The sequence below is a fragment of the Acinetobacter venetianus RAG-1 = CIP 110063 genome (assembly GCF_000368585.1).
GTDB classification, from domain to species: Bacteria; Pseudomonadota; Gammaproteobacteria; order Pseudomonadales; family Moraxellaceae; genus Acinetobacter; species Acinetobacter venetianus.
Genome location: NZ_KB849558.1, coordinates 362,873 through 385,279 on the forward strand (window position 1 = coordinate 362,873; position 22,407 = coordinate 385,279).

20 protein-coding genes and 1 pseudogene are annotated in these 22,407 nt (G+C 37.4%); 9 read left to right on the plus strand and 12 right to left on the minus strand.

Going from position 1 to position 22,407, the window contains the following annotated elements; genetic code table 11:
* Positions 1–111 (plus strand): annotated as a pseudogene (locus F959_RS16860) (RNA chaperone Hfq); the annotation flags it as partial.
* A gap of 78 nt (positions 112–189) precedes the next feature.
* On the plus strand, positions 190–1,047 hold the full coding sequence (locus F959_RS07175) for a DMT family transporter (protein ID WP_004878674.1): 858 nt from the start codon (positions 190–192) through the stop codon (positions 1,045–1,047).
* 44 nt (positions 1,048–1,091) lie between these two features.
* On the opposite strand, the gene nfsB is transcribed toward F959_RS07175, so the two are convergent.
* From nfsB to F959_RS07190, 3 genes are all read right to left on the minus strand, one after another.
* Positions 1,092–1,745 carry an oxygen-insensitive NAD(P)H nitroreductase gene (gene nfsB / locus F959_RS07180; RefSeq protein WP_004878675.1) on the minus strand — a complete coding sequence of 218 codons (654 nt, stop codon included), beginning with the start codon at positions 1,743–1,745 and terminating at the stop codon, positions 1,092–1,094.
* A 157-nt stretch (positions 1,746–1,902) separates the two neighbouring features.
* Positions 1,903–2,619 carry a UDP-2,3-diacylglucosamine diphosphatase gene (locus tag F959_RS07185; protein ID WP_004878676.1) on the minus strand — a complete coding sequence of 239 codons (717 nt, stop codon included), beginning with the start codon at positions 2,617–2,619 and terminating at the stop codon, positions 1,903–1,905.
* Between the two features lie 86 nt (positions 2,620–2,705).
* Positions 2,706–3,215 (minus strand): peptidylprolyl isomerase, encoded by a 510-nt coding sequence (locus F959_RS07190; RefSeq protein ID WP_004878677.1) that lies wholly within the window; start codon positions 3,213–3,215, stop codon positions 2,706–2,708.
* Positions 3,216–3,381: 166 nt separating this feature from the next.
* Here F959_RS07190 and F959_RS07195 point away from each other — a divergent pair, with 166 nt between their 5' ends.
* The gene (locus F959_RS07195; protein ID WP_004878678.1) at positions 3,382–5,109 is read left to right on the plus strand and encodes a glutamine--tRNA ligase/YqeY domain fusion protein; all 1,728 of its coding nucleotides are present in this window, start codon (positions 3,382–3,384) and stop codon (positions 5,107–5,109) included.
* A gap of 410 nt (positions 5,110–5,519) precedes the next feature.
* On the opposite strand, the gene F959_RS07200 is transcribed toward F959_RS07195, so the two are convergent.
* The 6 genes from F959_RS07200 to F959_RS07225 all read right to left on the minus strand — a co-directional run bounded on the left by F959_RS07200 (position 5,520) and on the right by F959_RS07225 (position 11,791).
* Positions 5,520–6,230 (minus strand): glutamine amidotransferase, encoded by a 711-nt coding sequence (locus F959_RS07200; protein ID WP_004878679.1) that lies wholly within the window; start codon positions 6,228–6,230, stop codon positions 5,520–5,522.
* Between the two features lie 48 nt (positions 6,231–6,278).
* A complete protein-coding gene (locus tag F959_RS07205) occupies positions 6,279–6,836 on the minus strand; it encodes a GNAT family N-acetyltransferase (protein ID WP_004878680.1) in 558 nt (185 codons plus the stop codon).
* Positions 6,837–6,862: 26 nt separating this feature from the next.
* A complete protein-coding gene (gene eutC, locus F959_RS07210; protein WP_004878681.1) occupies positions 6,863–7,675 on the minus strand; it encodes an ethanolamine ammonia-lyase subunit EutC in 813 nt (270 codons plus the stop codon).
* A gap of 10 nt (positions 7,676–7,685) precedes the next feature.
* Entirely contained in the window at positions 7,686–9,071 is a 1,386-nt protein-coding gene (locus tag F959_RS07215) for an ethanolamine ammonia-lyase subunit EutB (protein ID WP_004878683.1), read from the minus strand.
* A 15-nt stretch (positions 9,072–9,086) separates the two neighbouring features.
* Positions 9,087–10,529, minus strand: a complete 1,443-nt coding sequence (gene eat, locus F959_RS07220) for an ethanolamine permease (protein WP_004878684.1) — start codon at positions 10,527–10,529, stop codon at positions 9,087–9,089.
* Between the two features lie 296 nt (positions 10,530–10,825).
* Entirely contained in the window at positions 10,826–11,791 is a 966-nt protein-coding gene (locus F959_RS07225) for an alpha/beta hydrolase (RefSeq protein WP_004878686.1), read from the minus strand.
* A gap of 160 nt (positions 11,792–11,951) precedes the next feature.
* Between F959_RS07225 and F959_RS07230 the strand changes: the two genes are divergently transcribed.
* Both F959_RS07230 and F959_RS07235 read left to right on the plus strand, forming a co-directional pair.
* Positions 11,952–13,664: an AAA family ATPase gene (locus F959_RS07230; RefSeq protein WP_004878688.1), complete on the plus strand. Its 1,713-nt coding sequence runs from the start codon at positions 11,952–11,954 to the stop codon at positions 13,662–13,664.
* Between the two features lie 9 nt (positions 13,665–13,673).
* Entirely contained in the window at positions 13,674–14,036 is a 363-nt protein-coding gene (locus F959_RS07235) for a 5-carboxymethyl-2-hydroxymuconate Delta-isomerase (protein WP_004878690.1), read from the plus strand.
* A gap of 16 nt (positions 14,037–14,052) precedes the next feature.
* Here the strand turns inward: F959_RS07235 and thiM are convergent, their stop codons facing one another.
* Positions 14,053–14,886 carry a hydroxyethylthiazole kinase gene (thiM, locus tag F959_RS07240; protein WP_004878692.1) on the minus strand — a complete coding sequence of 278 codons (834 nt, stop codon included), beginning with the start codon at positions 14,884–14,886 and terminating at the stop codon, positions 14,053–14,055.
* A gap of 17 nt (positions 14,887–14,903) precedes the next feature.
* A complete protein-coding gene (locus F959_RS07245) occupies positions 14,904–16,064 on the minus strand; it encodes a hypothetical protein (protein WP_004878693.1) in 1,161 nt (386 codons plus the stop codon).
* Between the two features lie 305 nt (positions 16,065–16,369).
* Here F959_RS07245 and F959_RS07250 point away from each other — a divergent pair, with 305 nt between their 5' ends.
* Both F959_RS07250 and F959_RS07255 read left to right on the plus strand, forming a co-directional pair.
* On the plus strand, positions 16,370–16,846 hold the full coding sequence (locus F959_RS07250; RefSeq protein WP_004878695.1) for a DUF2147 domain-containing protein: 477 nt from the start codon (positions 16,370–16,372) through the stop codon (positions 16,844–16,846).
* Positions 16,847–17,059: 213 nt separating this feature from the next.
* The gene (locus F959_RS07255; protein ID WP_004878698.1) at positions 17,060–17,530 is read left to right on the plus strand and encodes a DUF2147 domain-containing protein; all 471 of its coding nucleotides are present in this window, start codon (positions 17,060–17,062) and stop codon (positions 17,528–17,530) included.
* Positions 17,531–17,596: 66 nt separating this feature from the next.
* Here the strand turns inward: F959_RS07255 and F959_RS07260 are convergent, their stop codons facing one another.
* Complete coding sequence (locus F959_RS07260) at positions 17,597–17,854, minus strand: hypothetical protein (RefSeq protein ID WP_004878699.1); 258 nt, start codon at positions 17,852–17,854, stop codon at positions 17,597–17,599.
* Between the two features lie 429 nt (positions 17,855–18,283).
* Here F959_RS07260 and pepN point away from each other — a divergent pair, with 429 nt between their 5' ends.
* Entirely contained in the window at positions 18,284–20,890 is a 2,607-nt protein-coding gene (gene pepN, locus F959_RS07265; protein WP_004878701.1) for an aminopeptidase N, read from the plus strand.
* 127 nt (positions 20,891–21,017) lie between these two features.
* Positions 21,018–22,397, plus strand: coding sequence for an L-serine ammonia-lyase (locus tag F959_RS07270; protein ID WP_004878702.1), 1,380 nt, complete (start codon positions 21,018–21,020; stop codon positions 22,395–22,397).
* Positions 22,398–22,407: the final 10 nt, after the last annotated feature.

The window sequence follows — 22,407 nt, forward strand, 5'->3', positions numbered from 1 at the left end:
GGCTTCGGTGGTCAAGGCGGCTTCGGTGGTCAAGGCGGCTTCGGTGGTCAAGGCGGCTTCGACGGCGAAACTAAATTTGAAGATGGTCAAGAAGACGAAAACAATCGTTAATTGATTGATGATCTTTAAAAATGCCAGTCTAATTATAGACTGGCATTTTTTTATGTTTAAAAAGTAAGAATAAATACTATGGAAATGATTATTGCGGCAGCATGTTGTAGCGTTCTAGTCTCGATTCTATTGAAATATCTAAAGATCAAAGGGTTTGATGTCTTTCAAATGATTGCTTGGAATTATCTAAGCGCAAGTATTTTATGTTTTTACTGGTTTAAGACAGATCTCACACATGTTTCAATTCAAAATACACCGTGGTGGCTCATATTCACTTTGGCAATATTGCTGCCAAGTATTTTTCTATGTTTAGCCAAATCATTACAATTCGCGGGTATTCTTAAAACAGAAATTGCTCAACGTCTAGCGGTTATTCTTTCCTTATTAGCAGCGTATTTTATTTTTGGTGAACAATTTAGCCAATTAAAATTAATAGGTGTTGTTCTTGGTGTGCTTGCAATATTGGCAATTATTGTTGGGCAGGCAACAGAACAGGCCAATAAAGGATTAAGCTTAAAGTCAGCTTTGTTTCTATTCAGTGTATGGGCGGGTTATGCGGCAGTAGATGTACTACTTAAATATAGTAGTAGTCTGGGTTTGCAGTTTGCAGTCACGTTGAATTTAACATTTATTGCTGCCTTCATTTTATCGATTGCTTATATTGCGATTACACAAGCGAACTGGCAGCCTAAAAACATTTTTACAGGTTTGTTTTTAGGAATATTAAATTTTTCCAATATCGCTTTATATGTTAAAGCACATATGATTTTTAAAGAAACGCCTGCGATTGTCTTTGCTGGAATGAATATTCTCGTTGTTGTTTTAGGTGTATTGAGTGGAGTTGTATTGTTCAAAGAGCGAATAAAAGCATATACATGGATTGGATTAGTTTGTGGCGTGATTGCAGTATTATGTTTAGCCAAAGCTATGATGTAATAAAAATAAGGGAGTAAAATGAATAACTCCCTTGTTCTGATTCATTATAAACGAGTAAACACTACGTCATCTGCTAAGCGTGATTTAGGTAGTTTGGCATTAAAATCGCTATCACTGCGATAGCCTAATGCAACAATCACTGAGGCTTTTAAACCTTTTTCTGTCAATCCAAATTCTTTATTGATTGTATCGCGATCAAAACCTTCCATTGGTGTCGCATCAATACTTTCTAATCCTGCTGCAAAAAGCAATTGACCAAGTGCAAGATAGGTTTGGTTTTCCATCCATGCTGAAAGATTTTTGAGTTCATTGCGATAGAATTCGACATAGCCAGAACGAGTATCTTGTTGACCTTGTTTAGCTGTTTCATCTTTAAATCGTCCACTTACATCATCTTGTTGTAATAATTGTTCTAAATATTCTGGTGTAATATCTGTACGAGTACAAAAGATGATGGTGTGTGATGAGTTCAAGACTTTGGCTGCATTGTAAATATATTTACCCGTGAGTCCTGAAGCAATGCGCTGTTTGGCTTCATCAGATTCTGCAACTAAAAAATGCCATGGTTGAATATTTACCGAAGAAGGGCTAAAGCGCAAAATTTCAAGTAGCTTTTCAAATTGTTCTTTTGGAATTTTTTTCTCTGTGTCATAAGCTTTTGTCGCATAACGTGTTTTTGCTGTAGCTAAAGTATCCATCAGAAATTAACTCAATTTAAAAATTTAATTTATTTTACTTGATCTATATTTCACTGAAAGTAGTGAAATGTGATTTCTATATAGATTTAAGTCGTATGTGCAAAGTTTTAGCTGACTTGAATAAAAGTGATGTATTAAATTGCAGAATAAAATTTTCTTAATAGTGCCACTGTTTAAAATCTAAATGATAATTTTCTAGTGGATTGATTTCTAAAATCCACGCTGAATCAGCACGCCAATCCCCTAAGACAATACGTTGCTTATTATCAACTTGGTGGATTTCTGGACGGTGAGTATGACCGTGAATTAAATAATCAACTTGATCGATCAAGCACTCTACTGCATGAGCATTCACATCCATGATGTCATAACTTTTCAGCTGCTTGGTTTGGCTACTTTTTTTGCGAAAACCATTGGCTAGTTTTTGTCGAAAACTAAGTGGTGTGCGCTTTATGAAACCCAACAAAACTGGATTACGAATCACTTTACGGAAACGCTGATATGCCACATCATCAGTACAGAGCGCATCACCATGTTCAAGACGAAATTTTTTATGGTGAATGTCAAGTGTATAAACGTCTGGTAATAGAATACCATTAAATTTGTTTAAGAATTTTTGTCCCAAAGCGAAATCACGATTACCAACTTGGAAGTACACTTGATTTCCGTCATTGGTGAAACTTTGTAATGCTTGAATGATTTCATCTAACCATGGAGCTGTGTAGTCATCACCAATCCATGCATTAAACCAATCACCTAAAATATAAAGTTGGGTGTTTTTATCTTGATATTGTTGCAATAAAGCCAAAAACCCTCGAACGAGTCGAGGGTGATCAGGTGACAAGTGTAAATCTGAAATAAACAGGTAGGTCACACTTTTATCCTTTTTAAATCTCCCTAAATCCCTCTTTCTTAAAGAGGGACTTTCCTCCCTTTATAAAGGGAGGTTAGGAAGGATTATTATTCAGAGATAATTTTAGCAGATTCAATCACAACGTTTTCTAAAGGAACATCAGCGTGATAACCACGGTTACCAGTACGAACGCCTTTAATCTCGCCTACAATGTCCATACCTTCAACAACTTTACCAAATACTGCATAACCCCAGCCTTGAGCTGTTTTACCAGTGTGGTTTAAGAAAGAGTTGTTTTTTACGTTAATAAAGAACTGAGCAGAAGCAGAGTGAGGTGCTTGTGTGCGCGCCATTGCGATTGTACCTTCATCGTTGCTTAAGCCATTGTCAGCTTCGTTTTCGATTGAGTCACGCGTTGCTTTTTCTTTAAAGTTTTCATCCATGCCACCGCCTTGGATCATAAAACCATCAATCACACGGTGGAAAATTACGCCGTCATAGAAACCGTCACGTACATATTCTAAGAAATTTGCAACCGTTTTTGGTGCTTTTTCAGCGTTAAGCTCAAGAACAATACGACCTTTGTTGGTATTTAATTCGACTTGAGGAAAACTCATTACATTAATCTCCTAAACATGGTCTTGTGACCATGGGTTTTTGGTTGAGAGAAGCATAAGCAAACTGTAAACTACAAGGCAAGTAAAAAACGTTAAAATCTTTGAGAAAAAGCAAAGATTGCGTTTTTATGTCCTATTTTTAACAGTAAGAAGTGATTTACTCCCTATGAAGCCAAATGATGTTGTTTCAGAACTGCCAAAGACCCCGACACCGAACACCCAAGCCATTGTCGATGCTGAGCAGCAAGAACAACAGGTAGGCTTAGATTTTGTACGTCAAGTCATTACTGATGATTTAAAAGATGGACGTACGCAAAAAGTTGTTACACGTTTCCCTCCTGAGCCAAATGGTTATTTACATATTGGTCATGTAAAAGCAATTTGTTTGAACTTTGGTATTGCTGAGGAATTTGATGGGTTATGTAACTTACGTTTTGACGATACTAACCCAGATGCTGAAGAACAAGAATATGTTGATGGTATCGCCAACGATGTGAAATGGTTAGGTTTTAACTGGAATGGCGAGCCTCGCTATGCCTCAGGTTATTTTGATCAACTGTATGCATGGGCTGTTCAGTTGATTGAACAAGGTGATGCTTATGTTGATTTGCAAACTCCAGAAGAAATTAAGCTGAATCGCGGTAATTTCGTTGAGCCGGGTAAAAACTCACCTTATCGCGATGCTTCTGTTGAACAGAATCTTGCGCGCTTTGAACAAATGCGTAATGGTGAAATCAAAGAAGGCGGTGCTGTACTACGTGCCAAGATTGATATGGCGAGTCCGAATGTACACATGCGTGACCCGATTCTTTATCGTGTGCTTCATTCAGAACATCACCAAACAGGCGATAAATGGAAAATTTATCCAATGTATGACTATGCTCATCCATTATCTGACGCCATTGAGGGTATTACTCATTCACTCTGCACTTTGGAATTCCAAGATCACCGTCCATTCTATGATTGGATTGTAGAAAAAGTTCACTCTCAAGCTGTACCGCGTCAGTATGAATCCTCTCGTTTAAATGTGGATTATACGATTACCTCTAAACGTAAATTGCGTAAACTAGTTGAAGGCAATTATGTACAAGGGTGGGATGACCCACGTATGCCAACTGTCGTTGGGATGCGACGTCGTGGTTTCACACCTGAAGGTTTACGTGATTTCTGTAAGCGTGTTGGCGTATCAAAAACTGATGGTATTGTTGATGTCGCGATGCTTGAGTTCTGTATTCGTCAGTCTTTAGAAAATGCAGCAGCTCGTGGTATGGCGGTGCTTGATCCATTGAAAGTAACGTTAACTAATTTGCCAGAAGAATTAGATTTAACGCATAAACGTCATCCGAATGTTGATATGGGCGAGCGTGTTATTCCATTAACACGCGAAATTTATATTGATCGTAAAGATTTTGAAGAAGTACCTCCAAAAGGTTTTAAACGTTTAATACCAGAAGGTGAGGTGCGTTTACGCCATGCTTATGTGATCAAGTGTGATGAGGTGATTAAAGATGCTAGTGGTGAAATCATTGAACTAAAATGTTCAATTGATCCTGAAACTTTAGGTAAAAACCCTGAGGGTCGTAAGGTAAAAGGGGTGATTCATTGGGTATCTGCGAGTAAAGGTGTAGCTGCGGAAGTACGTATTTATGATCGCTTGTTTACTGAGGCTGCGCCAGATGCAGATGATGATTTCTTGGCGCATCTGAATCCTGAATCATTAAAAGTGGTTCAAGCTGTGATTGAACCTGCTTTGGCACAAGCAAAACCAGAAGATCGTTTCCAATTTGAACGTGAAGGTTACTTTGTCGCGGATCAACATGATCACAATCCAGAGAAACCTGTGTTTAATCGTATTTTAGATTTAAAAGATAGTTTTAAAATCGAAAAAAAATGATTTTATAAACTTATTTTAAATTATATCTAATTAAAAATAAAAAGCCCAATGTTGTCATTGGGCTTTTTATTTTTAAGGGTTAATATGATAAAAATAAATGACGATAAAAATAAGTACAAAAATCGAGATAATTAGGTACGTATTAATTGTATGAAAACTTTTTAAAAACTTTAGCATGCTGCTGCTGACCCACCCAAGACACAATACAATAAAATATAATGTTTATAGTTTATTGTTTTTATTGACTGTTGCTAATATATATTGTTTTAAATTGACTTTTTTTATGTTTATTTATGTAATTGATTTTATCAAATTGTAAAAATATTGAGTTGAAAATTATGGGATTTTAAAGAACTTAAGCAATATATTGTTTACGTTTAACATATTGCTTGAATATTTATCTATTAATTTTAAATAAGATACTCTAAAAAACTCCTCATCAGATTCTGTGTCTTTTGTTCTAAATCTTGTGCATACAAATAATTATCATTCCTCAACTGTTGAATCGATAGTTGAGCATTACGTATTTCACAAGTATGCCCAATTAGCCATTTTTCGAAGCTTTCTTCAAGAATTTCTAAATGAAATTGTAGTGCTAAAATATTTTTTCCAATGGAAAAGGCTTGATTTGGATACATTGCAGAACTTGCGAGTAAGGTCGCATTCTCTGGTAAATCAAAAGTATCTCCATGCCAATGCAATACTTTTGTATTTTTAAGTGGCGATAAAATATTCTGTTCTACATTTTTGATTTCTAATTCACTCCATCCTATTTCTTTTTGTTCACCTGCATAAACGTTTGCTCCTAGCGCATGTGCAATTAATTGAGCACCAAGACAAATACCAATCGTTGGCTTATCGTCTTTTAAGCGTTGTCTTAAACCAGAGATTTCATCAATTAAAAAAGGGTAGTCTTCTGTTTCGTAGACACCAATTGGTCCACCTAAAATAATCGTGAGACCTTCATAATTAAGCGCTGGACTGAGATCATCAACACCAGCTTCAAAATAACGAACACGGAAACCGAGCTGATAAAATACGTCTTCTAATGAACCTAAGTCTTCGAATGCTAGATGTTGAATTGCATAGATTGTTTTAGGAAATGATGTATTCAAGTTCATAGAAATATTTCTTATGTCAGGTGTATTTGGGGACTACTTGTAAGACAATTAATCTGAATGACTGTCCCAATCAGATCGAAGTAAGCCATAGTGTAGCAAATCATGAAACTGATTTGACCAATAACCTGCTTCTCTGTGATGACCTTCATATTTAAAAGCTAAATTTTCAGCTAAGCGAAGTGATGGATAATTCTTAGGATGGATAAATGCTTCAATTCGATTGAGTTTCATGTGTGCAAAACCCCAAGCAATCATGGTCTTTAATGCTTCCGTCATGTATCCATGACCCCAAGCAGAGGATGAGAGTTCATAACCAATTCTACATTTCTTCCAATCAGGCTCCCATTTGAATAAGCCACAGGTTCCAATCAATTGATCACTTTCTTGGGTTTGTATACCCCAACGCGTTGCAGGGTTTGGGTGTGTTCTCCAGTCTGCAAAAATTTGAACATATTTTTGAGCTTCTGATATGGATCGAATAGGATCTGCACCAAACCAACGCATTGCCTCGGCATTTGAATAAATTTCAAAAAGTTGAGGCACATCATCCATCGTAATTTCACGTAGTAATAGTCTTTCAGTAGATAAAATTGGAAAAGGTGTCATCGTATTCTACTTCTAAAAATATGGTATTAGAAAAGGAGCTTAGGTTGATCTATATGTTGAAACTCTGGGACTTGATGCTCATCTTTTAAGTCCACGCCTGATAAGCCAAGTCGTTTTGATTCTTTCATTAAATTCATCAGTCGTTGCGTAGCGATTAGAATGCTCAAGCCTGCTGGACGAACATTTGAAATACAATTGCGTGCTGAATCGAGACATCCTGTGCGGGCATGCCATGTATAGTAAATTCCCATGCTATCTGGTGAGCTTAGACCTGGGCGTTCTCCAATTAGCATAACCAACATGGATGCTTTGAAAATCTGAGCAACATCATCACCTAATGCAACTCGGCTACCTGTTGCTAAAATAATAGGTGCAAGACTCCAACCTTCTTGCTGAATATATTTGTTTAGAGACAAAATAAAGGGGATCGCATTTGCTTCAATCGCACGTGCAGAGAGTCCATCACCGACAACAATACAAACATCATAGGGTTGTGAATCAATAGATTGCTCAATAAGTATTTGTTTTGAATGTTCTGAAAGTTGTCGTCCTAAGTCTGGTCGTTTTAGATATGTTTCTTTATCTTCGGCATTACTATTTACATGGAAGCTTTGTAGTGAATGATCTTTTAATTGCTCAGTTAAATAGGCTGTATTCAGGTTCTGATAAACTGCATCTTGAGCTTGCGCATGCGAAAGTTGAAACTCAAGTAGCGCTTGAGTTGGGATGCTGCAACCTGCACGACCAAGCGCAATTCGAGCATCCGTAAATTGTTTCAGTTTTTCCCACTGATCTTGATGTAGATGTGTAGGATATTGAATATCACGATCAAGTTTCATCGGCATTCTCCTAATTCATCAGTAATCGTGAAAATTTTTCTGGCATATGATCAGACCAACAAATTTGCGCATGTTGCTGTTTAAAAATGCCTTGTTGTTCTAACCAAGCTGAAAACTCAGGGGCAGGTTTTAAGCCCAAAAGTTGTCTTAAGTACAACGCATCATGGAATGATGTGGTTTGATAATTCAGCATTACGTCATCAGAGCCAGGGATACCCATAATAAAATTAAGTCCAGCCGCACCAAAAAGGGTGAGGAGTACATCCATATCGTTCTGATCTGCATCTGCGTGGTTGGTATAACAAATATCACAGCCCATCGGTAAACCGAGTAATTTCCCACAAAAATGATCTTCTAAACCTGCACGGATAATTTGTTTACCGTTGTAGAGATATTCGGGGCCGATAAAGCCAACAACAGTATTTACCAGCAATGGTTTATATTTTCGAGCAACAGCATAAGCACGTGTTTCAAGTGTTTGTTGATCAACACCATGATGTGCATTACTGGATAGAGCACTGCCTTGTCCAGTTTCAAAATACATGACATTTTGCCCTAATGTCCCTCGATTTAGTGCCAGTGTTGCCTCATAGCCTTCTTGTAATAAATCAAGTGAAATCCCAAATCCTTCATTGGCTCGTTGTGTTCCTGCAATAGATTGGAACATCAGATCAATGGGCACATTTTTTTCAGCCAGTTGGATCCCTGAACTGATATGTGTCAGCACACATGACTGCGTGGGGATTTGATACTCTTGAATGACGTGATCAAGTAGTTTTAACAACTCTGTAAGATTATGCAAATTGTCTGTTGCGGGATTAATTCCTATCACCGCATCGCCATTGCCATACATTAAACCATCTAAAATACTCGCTGAAATACCGAGTGCATCATCAGTTGGATGGTTAGGCTGTAACCGAGTCGATAAATGACCTTTTAGCCCAATGGTATTACGGAACTGAGTGATGACTTCACATTTGCTTGCGACATAAATTAAATCTTGATTGCGCATGATTTTACTGACTGCAGCAACCATTTCTGGCGTAAGCCCTGAAGTAAGCTGAGATAATGTTTCAGTCGTCGCTTGTTCGCTCAACAACCAATTCCTAAAGTCCCCCACAGTGAAATGAGAGATTGCAGCAAAAGCATATTGATTGTGCTCATCAATAATCAAGCGTGTGATTTCATCTATGTCGTAATCAACCACAGTTTCATTGAGAAAGGTTTTTAGTGGTACATCCGCTAAAGCCATTTGAGCAGCAACACGCTCTGTTGCATCAAGTGCAGCAACCCCTGCCAATTCATCACCAGAGCGTAAAGGTGTTGCTTTTGCCATCAATGTCTTTAAGTCAGTGAAATGATATTGTTGATTGGCAACCATAATTCGATAGCTCATTGTGATTTCCTTATATTATTTGGCTTCTTGTTCTGCTGCCTTGATATTGGCAAACTCTTCTTCTGGCGTACCTTTAATTAAATGATAGCGGCTATAGAATAAAAAGTAAGCAATAAAGCAAGCGTAGATTGCAGCTGCGATAAACCAAACTTTAGGATTCACCACGAAACCTGCAACAACCGCAGCAATGGCAAGCACTAAGGCAATGATTGAAGTAAAAATGCCCCCAGGTGTTTTGTAAGGACGTGGCATATCAGGTTTAGATAAGCGTAATTTGATATGCGCAAGTAACATCAGCACATAAGAAATGGTTGCACCAAATACAGCAATTAAAATAAGAGAGTCGCCTTCACGAGTGAGAGAAAGAAAAAAACCGATAATTCCGGGGATAATAATGGCTAAATAGGGGGCTTTGTTTTTATTGGTAAGTGATAACGAGGTTGGTAAATATCCTGCACGAGACAGAGCGAAAATTTGACGAGAATAAGCATATATAATTGAGAAAAAACTCGCAATTAAACCAGCCAAACCCACGAAATTAACAAAGGTTGCTAACCATGTTTCTGTTCCATAGACTTTGGTCAATGCATCAACTAAAGGTGCGCCTGAGTTTTGTAATGTACTTGCACCAGCAGCGCCAGCCCCTAAGACTAAGATCAAGATTGCGAAGGCTGTTAAGATCAACATCGCACCAATTAGACCTCTAGGTAAAGATTTTGCAGGGTCTTTGGCTTCTTCAGCAGCCAATGGAACACCTTCGACTGCAAGAAAAAACCAAATGGCAAATGGAACAGCCGCCCAAATACCTAAATAGCCTTGTGGAAGGAATGCGCTTGCACCTGATGCGGTGGTGGTCGGAATATCAAATAAATTCTGTAAGCTAAAATGTGGTGCCATTGCCACAACAAATACCACCAGAGCAATGACCGCGACTAAAGTAATTGCAAACATGATTTTTAGTGCTTCACCAGCACCTTTTAAATGAATACCCATAAAGAGTAAATAGCAGCTTAAATACACCATCCAACCGTTGAGACCAAACAGGGATTCACAATAGCCACCAATAAAAACAGCAATCGCAGCGGGTGCAATTGCATACTCAATTAAAATGGCTGTTCCTGTTAAATAACCTCCGAACGGTCCAAAAGCAGCACGAGCAAAGCTATAACCACCGCCTGCGGTTGGCATCATTGTCGCCATTTCCGACATGGATAGACATAAACATAGATACATAATTGCAACGAGGATGGTCGCACCAAACATACCACCCCAACCACCTTGGGCAATCCCAAAATTCCAGCCTGCAAAATCACCTGAAATGACATAGGCAACACCTAAGCCAATGAGGAGAAGCCAACCGACCGTACCTTGTTTGAGTTGACGTTGAGAAAAATACTCAGCCGATGAAATTTCTGCGCTTGACGAAGAAGGGGCAGATACAGAGTTCGCTTGGTCCATACAACTTTACTCCTCAGAGTGAATTTGTATCAAACAGTGCAAAAGTAATGCCTAAATTTAGATGTGCTGATTTATTTTTAGGTTTTTTTATTCCAAATGGTAAAAATAAAAGCTTTTTCTCTTTTCATTTGAGAGTTTATATCAGTTACCAATAGGCAAATTTATTTGAGCAAAGGATAAATGCAAAAAAAGTAGGAAATTTTGAATAATATACTTTGTGGTGCTCAAATATGGTGCGAAATATTAAAAAAAGAACTCCAAAACAAGTTTTTGGAGTTCCCTCATAAAAATTAATTCTAGTTAATCTTTTGCTCTAACCATTGAAAGAGCTGCTGATATACTTCCGCTCGAACAGCGGGTGCTGACAGTACAAGATCATGTAGCCCATTATGAACTGCTAAAGTCTGCACATCACCTTGCATTTTTTTAGCATTATCGGTCATGTCTTTAACATCTAGAATAACGTCGCTTTGTTGCGCATCCGTACCCCATTTACGAGGGTATTTAGACTGGTGCGAATGCATAATCAGTGTAGGGACTTTTAGACTAACACCTTTATGGATTTCTTTTTGTGCCTCGTGAATTGCTGTAACAAAACAGAGATCCACAAAAGGCATGGTTTTAGGCTTCCAATCCAGATTGAAATCCCATTCGCCGTAAAAATCTTTATGTAAACTTGGTGTGTACCATTTATTTAAGCCACTTGGAAATTTGGCATTCGGTAACCGTTTACCAACCTCACTGAGTAAAGGAATGCCAACTTTTTTCTCAATAACACTTTTATAAAAATCATAAAAAGGACTATTTGCCCAAACTGCTTTAATGAGACGGTGATCAGGGTAATGTGCTGCATAAAGTGTTGTAATCAGACCACCTGTTGAATGCCCAGCAAGCAAGACTTGATTGTGATTTTCTTGACCAATAATTTCGAGTGCTTTACTGATTTCAGCATCGTACTCTCTCAAATCAAGCACATAGTAAAGTTTTTGATGAGCGAGTTTAGAGCGACCATATTTTCTTAGATCGAGTGCATAGAAATCATAACCATGTTGATTAAATTGCTCAGCCATTTCTTTTTGAAAGAAATAATCGGCAAAACCATGGATATAGAGAACGGCTTTTTTCGTTGCTAATGCGGCTTTCTTTCGGATCAAAGTCGCAACAACTTTTCCATCATAATCATCAGCAAAATCTAAGGTCATTTGCTGATAATCTTCACCTAATATATCTGTTTGATATGTATTGAGATTTGAGCTATTCATTTTTATATATCAAGTCTGAATTCATTAACAAACACATTAAATGAAAACCTTCGTATGTCAATGTAAAAGTGAGGCATGATGAGTTTTCTCCATGACATAGATTTTTATTTTCCATAAAAAATCGTTAAGCTATGTGCTGTTGTTTTTGACTGAAGAAATTATGAAACAAGAGACTGCACTCAAGTTACTTAAAGCTGGGGAAAATGTTTTTTTAACGGGCTCAGCCGGTGCAGGAAAAACTTATACGTTAAATCAATACATTCATTATTTAAAAGCACGCAAAGTACCTGTTGCAATTACAGCTTCAACGGGTATCGCTGCAACGCATATGAATGGGATGACTATTCATACATGGGCAGGAATTGGAATCAAAGATAGCTTGAGTGATGATGATCTCAAGCGGATGAAAGAGCGAAAATATTTAAAAGAGCATTTAGAAAATGCCCAAGTTTTAATTATTGATGAAATTTCAATGTTGCATGCCAAACAGCTCAATCTCGTTAATCAAGTCCTCAAATACTTTAAAGAAAGTGACGAAGCGTTTGGTGGAATTCAAGTGATTGTCGCTGGAGATTTTTTCCAGTTACCTCCTGTGGGCCGAAATGGCGAGGCCAATCGAGATAAATTTTGTTTTATGTCGGATGCTTGGGTCGAAGCAAAATTTCGTGTGTGTTACTTAACGGAGCAACATCGTCAGGATGATGAAATTCTCAACCAGATTTTAAATGCAATTCGCGCGCAAAATATTCAAGGCAATCATATTTCGGCTTTACAACAATCTCGTCAGCACGATATAGGTGAGACATTTACCCGCCTTTATACACACAATATGGATGTTGATAATATTAACTATCAGCATCTCAATGAAATCGATAATGAAAGCCACCAATTCAATGCAGTTTTAGATGGTAATGAAAAGCTGATTGAAACCTTGAAATCATCAGTTCGCGCACCAGAAGAACTTACCTTGAAAAAGCATGCCAAAGTTATGTTTGTAAAAAATAATTTTGATATGGGCTACATTAATGGCAGCTTGGGTGAAGTCATTGGATTCGAGGAAGATGATAAAAATGGTATTTTGCCTAAAGTGAAATTAACCGATGGTACAACTTTATTGGTTGAGCCAGAAACTTGGTCAATTGAAAATGAAGCAGGTAAGGTGATTGCGAGTTTTCAGCAAATTCCTTTACGTTTGGCTTGGGCGATTACCATTCATAAGAGTCAGGGTATGACCTTAGAAGCCGCAGAAATTAATTTAACGCATACTTTTGAGAAAGGTCAGGGCTACGTTGCTTTATCTCGATTGAAGTCTCTGACTGGACTTAAATTATTAGGTTTCAATGAGCAGGCTTTAGAGCTAGACAGTTTGGCAATCAAAGCAGATCGCCGTTTTCAGGAGTTGTCTACTGAAGCTGAAACGAACTTTGAAAATATTGATTTAACCACACAACATAATGCCTTTATTCGTCATTGTGGCGGAACACTTAATGCGACTGAAATTAGTCGTAATGAGAAAAAGCTCGCTAAAGGCGCAAAGCAGAATTATGCTGCGGCAACTTTAGAAGAAACACGTGCTTTATTTGAAGAAGGTTATGAGATAGAAGATATTGCACATGAGCGTGGTTTAACGCCAGCAACGATCATTAATCACCTATCTCGTCTACATAAAGAACAAGGTTTAGATATTTCTGTGGCGAATCCTGGTGATGAAGTTGTGGAAGAAGTACGTAAGATTTATAAACGTTTGCATAAGCGTAAAAACCCTGAACATTTTACTGATGATGGCGCAATTAAACTCAGACCGATCGTAGAAGCAACAAGTCCTAGAATGGCCTATGATCAAGTGCGTTTAGCTTTATTATTTATTGAATAGGAGCAATAAATGCCTCATATCATTACGAATTATTCTTCTAATTTAAATGATTTAGATTCGTTGCAACTTTTGAAAGACGTAAATACTGTATTACTCGATACAATGCTATTTAGTGAGCATGATATCAAGTCTCGTATTTTTAAAGATCAAAATTTTTTAATTGGTGTAAATGGAATTCAAGATGCTTATATCCATTTAAAACTCTATTTATTAAGTGGTCGATCTGAAGCCCAAAAAAAGTCATTAGGTGGATTACTGCTCAACATCCTTGAACAGAAAAATTATTTAAAATCAAAAATAAACTTCAAAATACAACTGTGTGTTGAGGTGATTGATATGCCTAAAGAAAATTATTTTAAAAGTACTGTTTAACTTTTGAATTACTATATTAACTCTCATAATCGCAGGATACCAACTCTACATCCACATATTGCCGAATTAAATTATCATCAAGCATATGCACATAATCTAGGAATGCAATATTAAAACTACCGACTGTTTGTGCATGCTCATAAGCAAGTTTACCTGCGATTGCAAAGTGAATATGTGATGCAAGTGCAGCAATTGTAGATGCACTAACAGCACTATACGCGGCTGTTAATGCACCTAATGCACAACCCGTTGCTGTGATTTTAGGTTGCAAGTGACAACCACCATTTACCCGAATAACAAGATCTAATTCTTTAGAAATGATGTAATCCGATTTACCTGAAATCGCAATACATTTAGCATGGTTTAATAAGCTCTTTGCTTGTACATATACATCTTGGCTATTTAGCGTACTGTCTACACCTTTGGATTGAATTTGATTGCCTGCAAGCGCACTGATTTCAGAGGCATTTCCGCGAATAATTGTTGGATTAAATTTTAAAAGTTGATCTACAGTTTTACTACGCCACTTCAAAATCGCACCATAACCCACAGGATCAAGTATCCATGGTACTTCATGCTGATGAGCAGTTTGTGCTGATATTAACATTGCCTGTGTCTGTTCAGTTGTTGGTGTACCGACATTAATACTGAGTGCAGAACTGATTTTTGTAAAATCTTCCGCTTCAAAAGGATTATCAATCATCGCAGGTGACGCACCAGCAGCAAGTAAAATATTCGCCGCATAATTACTGGCAACACTATTGGTTATACATTGAACGAGTGGCGATTGTTTTTGTAATGAATGCCAAGCTTCTATAACTTGATCAATAAGTTGTTGTTTCTGTGACATGATAAATCCTGAGCTAACTAACGCGTAAAATAATGGTCTTGATGTTTACATTGACGACAAATCAATGAGACGTAATCTTTAGCATCATAGTCCACAACTAAATCATTCGAACCACAATACATACAACGCTTAACCGAATAAAAATTTAAACGAGGTTCAATTTTACGCCAAGATTTCCAAACAGGTTGAAAGAAAATATTTTCGTCATAACCCAAAAACTTAAATAACAAAACCTCACTCATTTTACTAAAAGGAATGTTATGTGGTCTTGGCAATGTGCTTGTTTCCCAGCGTTCAGCTAAAGCGCGTTCACGATATTGTTCAAGTGTCTTTTTCAATAAGTTGGTATTAATAAACTTATCATTTCTCGGCTGTAATGCTTTCTGTTTATAAAGATATTCTAAAGCGGTTTGAATAAGATAGTAAATTTGGCCAATCGCTAACCCCTCCATCAAACGGTAGCAAAAAGCCTGAAACGAACGATTTCCAGCAATTTGAATTCCCCAAGTACGACAGTAGAACTGCATGAATTGCACAATCTCTTGGTAAAGCAACAAGTAGAGTGCATCCTTAACTTCATCTGTACTTTTAAAGGGAACACCTAAACTTAAATTTTCATAAAACCACTGGCGAAGCTGATGGGTAATACTAAACAGACTTGGTTCAGCATAGCCATCTAAGCGAACATTCAAATAATAATGTTCAGTTTCAATCCCAGAATCTTGTGGTTTTAAAATACCGAGTTTGACGAGGTCTTGAATCAAATGGTTCTGGAATAAAAAATTAGGTGTAAATTCATGGTATTTAATGTTTTTCCAATGGATGATTTCATCATGCTGAATGTCTTCACGTGCATAACCATCCAATAGACTCAACAAGAACAGTTTATGTAAAAAACTAAGTTGATTGAGGCTATAGATGATTTCATCTTTTGCTTTGTATTTGCGTTGTTCTTGTAAAAGTGCTTGTTGCGTTTGTTTCTTTCGTTGTGCCGTGCATTGAGTACAATGACAGTTCATATTGCTATCAGGCTTAAACACACGATGTTCGCAATGGCTGCACTCATGAAATTGGATATCTTGAGTGTATTGTTCAGCTTCGACCCAGTACATTGAAGCTTGGCAGAGAGGACAATGGCTACTTTCATCTAACTGTTTTTGTAGAATCTGTAAATCCATTGAGAAGAAACCTATTGTGCCTAAATAAAAGATTATACATGTTGGCATAAAAGAATGATGCATAGTTTTAGATTGCAAATTAAAAGCTTGAAATTTGATTTAATTTTTTAGATTTTTACAGTCTTTAATTACAGAGAGAAAATATAACTTTGCTAACCCTTATTCATTTAACTGTTAATTTGTGACTTAGTTAAAATTCTTTTTGATTTTAAATAATTAAATATCTATTGGTCGTGTTGACTGCCGATTGTTGTTGTAATACATATGTATATTAGATGGATCAATTTTGCATTACGGAGCATATTATGCAAAGAAACTCACTCATGAATGGACTCATGGGAGTATCATTTATTTTATTCACTTCTACCAGTTTTGCTGCAACCCCTGAAGGTTTTTGGAAAAGTATTGATGACCGTACTGGTGAGCAGCTTTCAATCATAGAAATTAAGAAAAAACCTGATAATACATATACAGGAACGATTGTTTACCGCTATCCAGTTTTAGGTGGTGGAGCAGTGTTAACCAATTGTGTGAAATGTCCCGAACCATTTAAAAATAAGCCAATCTTAGGTCTACAAATTGCTTGGGGATTAAAAGAAGATCCTAAAAAGCCAAATCAGTATATTGATGGTCGTGTGTTAGAACCTAAAACCGGCAATATTTATAAAGGTAAAGCACAATTGAGTGCTGATGGAAAACGTATGCGTATGCGTGGATATATGGGGATTTCAGCATTAGGTCGTACCCAAGTTTGGATTAGAACAGATAGTGCGAATCCTTAAATAAGAACTATTTACAGAGACGCCTGAACAACGAGTTTAGGCTTTTTTTTGTTTAAAATTATGTACATATGTATATGAAATAAAAATGACGATGTGATTATTTTTTGTTCTAAAGAGTGGTTTTGTACGATGTAACTTCCTAAAAAGTGTGATAATTTTCGACCATTAAATTTATAACGATGAATAGCTTACTTTTTAAAGACGGGGGTTAATATGCTAAATCATATGCTCATGAAAGGAATCATGGGACTTTCAATTGCTTTTGCAAGTGCGACGACATTTGCTGCTTCAATCGAAGGCTATTGGAAAAGTATCGAAGAAAGAACAGGTGAACAATTATCAATTGTTGAAATCCGTAAAGGAAATGACGGACGTTTTCATGGAAAGATTGTTTATCGTTACCCAACACGCGGTATCGCGTTAACCAACTGTACGAAATGTGCAGCGCCAAATACAAATAAACCATTGCTAGGCTTAGAGATTCTGTCTGGATTTAGAGAAGATCCAAACAAAGCTGATGCTTATATTGATGGGCGTGTATTAGAAGCTACCAGCGGTCGTGTTTATAAAGGCAAAGCTGTTGTGACTGGTGATGGTAAACGATTACGTATGCGTGGCTATATGGGCGTATCTGCTTTAGGCCGCACTGTGGTTTGGTTACGAACAGATAGTGCAAATCCGTAATGAGCCTTATAAAAAACCTCGAATCTAAACAAGGTTCGAGGTTTTTTTATTGGATAAAGTAAATCGTTAAACAGGGCATGGTAAGTTTTCGTCCTCCTGACCAATTTTTTTAGCTGCAATTAATGCTTGAACTTTCTTACTTGGTACTTTCTCTTTTCCAAGCGCATCGTAGGTGTTGATTACATTGGTGACTTCTAGTGTTGTTAGACTAATTCCCTCCGCTGATAAAAAAACTGAGATAACGTTATGATCGATGCCTGCAGCGGCAAGATCATGGATTGCTTTAATATTTTCTAGGCGATAAAGATGCGCTTTCAATTCCATAGTCGTAGCCCTCACTTGTTATTTTAAATACCTACATTGGCATATATGTTTAAGCAATAACCGTGCACAAAATGTAAAGCTAACGAAAAAAATGTAAATTAAGCGATGAAATGCAGAGAGGTTTGTCACTTTTATTTATAAAGAGAAAACTATGTTGTAATTTTGTCTAAACGATAAGCTGATTCTTCAAATTCTATTTGAAAATAGACAGTCTCAACCCAATAAAAATTTTAAACGCATGTCGGGTCTTACAGACAGTTTTTATTCGTTGGCGTATGATTTGTGCAGATGTCTGAGATACTCGTGGTAGTAACTGTTCCAAGGCGAGGTTTTTAGACCAAACGGCATAATTTATGCAAATAAAAGACGCTTCAAGAAGTCTTGTCGACAAGACCATATACATGAAATCATGAAAGATAAGGAATACTGATGAATATCGCGGCTCAACCTCCTGTTCAAACGGATCAAACCATTTATTTAAAAGATTATCAAAAGCCATCGTTCTTGGTTGAATCAATTAATTTAGATATTCAAGTTTATGATGATCATACAATTGTTGATTCAACACTAGTGATGAAGCGTCAGGCAGCAGGCGCATTAACGCTTTTAGGCCGTGATTTAGAGCTAAAGTCGATTCAACTCAATGGTCAGATGCTTAGTGCAGATCAATACGTTCTAGACAGTGAACAATTGCAGATCACAGATGCACCAGATGAGGTCATTCTTCAAACACAAGTCATTATTCATCCAGAATCAAATACACAACTTGAAGGCTTATATAAAGCTGGCGATTTATTTGTTACGCAAAATGAGCCAGAAGGTTTTCGTAAAATTACTTTCTATCCTGATCGCCCAGATGTACTTTCAGTATTTACTACACGTGTAGAGGCAGATAAAAAATATCCAGTTTTATTGGCCAATGGTAATTTGCTCGAAACAGGTGAGGCAGGTGATGGCCGTCATTTTGCGATTTGGCAAGATCCAACCAAAAAACCGAGCTATTTATTTGCCTGTGTGATTGGTGATTTGGCGGTACTGAAAGATCGTTATACGACTTCAGAAGGGCGTGACGTTGCATTAGAAATTTATGCCATCGAAAAAGATATTCCAAAATGTCATATTGCGATGGAAGCTTTAAAGCATTCTATGCGTTGGGATGAGGAACACTATGGTCGTCCTTATGATTTGGACAACTATATGATTGTGGCTGTGAGCCAGTTCAACATGGGAGCAATGGAAAATAAAGGTCTCAATATCTTTAATACCTCATGTGTACTTGCCGATGAAGAATTCACTACGGATGCTGCGATTATGCGTGTGCAGTCTGTGATTGCGCATGAATATTTTCATAACTGGACAGGTAATCGTATTACTTGTCGTGATTGGTTCCAGCTCTGCCTCAAAGAAGGTTTAACGGTTTTCCGTGATCAATCTTTCTCTGAAGATTTGCAGTCAGCCGCAGTACAACGTATTGATGATGTTGCTGTACTTAAATCACATCAATTTCCTGAAGATGCTGGTCCGTTATCACACCCTCCGCGTCCAGATCATTTTGTGGAAATTAATAATTTCTATACTGCGACAGTGTATGAGAAAGGTGCGGAAATTAACCGCATGATGGCGACTTTATTAGGTAAAGAAAAATATCGTAAAGGGACGGATGAATATTTCCTTCGTCATGACGGTCAAGCCGTAACCGTTGAAGATTGGGTTGCTGCACTCAGCGCTGGTTCAGGTGTGGATTTGTCTAACTTCCTCACTTGGTATAACCAGCCAGGGACACCTAAGTTAGAAGCAAAAGGTGAATATGATGCTGCTGCGCAAATTTATCGTTTGAGCTTTAAACAAAGTTTAAAAGCACATCCAAAATACTCAAATTTGAAAGCTGTTCCGATTCCTGTTGCTTTGGCATTATTCAATGCCAATACAGGTGAGCAATATACATTGCATAGCACTGATTTATTTGTAAATGATGTGAAAGATGGTGTCTATCTGTTTGATACGGATGAGGCAGCGATTGAGTTAACAGGCATAACTGAACAACCTGTTGCCTCATTATTACGTAATTTCTCTGCACCAGTGAATTTGATATTTGATTATTCGAATGATGATTTAGCGTTCTTAATTCAGCATGAAACCAACGGTTTTAACCAATGGCAAGCAACTCAAACGTTATTAGAACGTATCCTATTAGAAGATCATAAAGCAGATACTTATATTCAGGCGATTAAAAATACATTGCCAGATTTAGTGAATAAAGATCCATTACTCGCTTCACGTCTGTTTGATGTACCAAGTGAAAACTATTTGGGTAGTCGTATTGATCAAGACTATGAGCCAGAAATTGTTCGTGAAAAACGCGAGTCTGTGCTCAATCGTTTAGCGCGTGAATTAGGATCATTCTGGAAAGAAACTTATCTTGCTTTAGATCCAGATCAGCAAAAAGAGTTTTCTTTGGCAATGGGTGTTCGTGCGCTAAAAAATATCATGTTGAATATGTTAGCCCGTCAAGGTGATGATGCTGTATTTGAATTGGCTTATGAACAGTATCAACAGACAGGCAATATGTCTGAACGTTTAGGTGCTTTACGTGTATTAGTTTGGAATGATGCACCACAAGCACAGGCGGCTTTAGATGATTTTTATAATCGTTTCAAAGATGAAGCCTTGTCTTTAGATCAATGGTTTATGATTCAAGCTTCAAATCCATGCGCAACAGCAGAGACCATTGAATATCTAACCAAACACGTTGATTATGATCTAGGTACACCGAACCGTATTCGTTCAGTTAGCGGTGGTTTAGCGGCGAATCCTGTAAATACATGGAGTTATGGCGTTGATCATTTCGTTCAGCTTGCTGCATATTTAGATGAGAAAAACCCGATTTTAGGATCACGTTTGCTGCAAGTGCTTTCACGTTGGTACACACTCATCGAGCCGCAACGTACTCAAGTTCAACAAGCCCTAAAAGCATTACAGCCAAAGGTGAAGTCGAAAAATGTATCTGAAACATTAAACTCTTTATTGAGTATCTAATCTGATTTAAGCTTTTTGTTAGCCACAGTCGTTTACGGTTGTGGCTATTCTTTTTTTATTGAATACGGAATTTTCCCCACTAAAAAATCATAAAAATAAAAATGGGACATTACAGGAATAATCACAGATGGCTTTGAGTGTATTTGATCTTTTTAAAATTGGTGTTGGTCCTTCAAGTTCCCATACTGTTGCCCCTATGCGAGCAGCGTATCGATTCGTTCAAGTTCTGAAAGAGCGTGGTGATCTACAGAATATTGAGCAAGTCAAAATTTTCTTATACGGTTCTTTATCATCCACAGGAATCGGACACGGTACAGATAAGGCAACAATATTAGGTCTCATGGGTAATGAGCCTGAAACGATTGATATTGCAGAAAGTCGATTGATCCTAGATCAAGCTTTAGTGACTAAAAAACTAAAAGTTGATGGTACAAAACTGATTGATTTTGATGCTGACCGAGATATTACTTTTATCGATGAGGCCTTAGCTTATCATCCAAATGCGATGAAAATTGTCGCGTATGACAAACATGAACAAGAGGTTTATGCCAATACCTATTATTCAATTGGTGGTGGTTTTGTTTTAGATGAAAGTCATGTCAATCATGGCAGTTTCATTGAAGACAACACGCAAATTCCTTATCCATTTCAAACGGCCAAAGAGTTACTAGCGCTGTGTAAAAAGTATAATTGCAGTATTAGTCATTTGATGTTGGAAAATGAGAAAAGCTGGCGAACTGAAGATGAAATACGCACTAAAATTATCGAAATTTGGAAGGCAATGCAGACCTGTATCCAAAGCGGATTAGAGCATGAGGGCGTTTTAGAGGGTGGATTAAATGTAAAACGTCGAGCCAAAAATATTCATCAACGGTTATTAAGAAAAGAAAATCAAAATTTGATTGAAACGACCTTTAATGCAATGGAGTGGGTCAACTTATTTGCTCTTGCAGTAAATGAAGAAAATGCCGCAGGTGGTCGAGTGGTAACAGCACCAACCAATGGCGCAGCAGGCATTATTCCAGCAGTTTTATCCTATTATGTAAATTTTTCAAAAGATGAGTCTGAAGATACCATCGTAAAATTCTTTTTAAGCGCAGCAGCAGTTGGAATTTTATGTAAATTGAATGCTTCTATTTCAGGTGCAGAAGTTGGATGTCAGGGCGAGGTTGGCTCAGCATGTGCAATGGCTTCGGCTGGTTTAGCAGAAATTTTAAATGGCACACCTGAGCAAGTTGAACATGCTGCTGAAATTGGTCTGGAGCATAATTTAGGCTTAACGTGCGATCCTATTGGTGGTTTGGTACAAGTGCCGTGTATTGAGCGAAATGCAATTGCTGCGGTAAAAGCGATTAATGCAGCGCAAATGGCATTACATGGCGATGGCGAACATCATGTGTCTTTGGATAAAGTCATACAAACTATGAAAGAAACAGGTAAAGACATGTCAGATAAATATAAAGAAACCTCCAAAGGTGGTTTAGCTGTCAATTCGATTGAATGTTAAACCTGCGCTA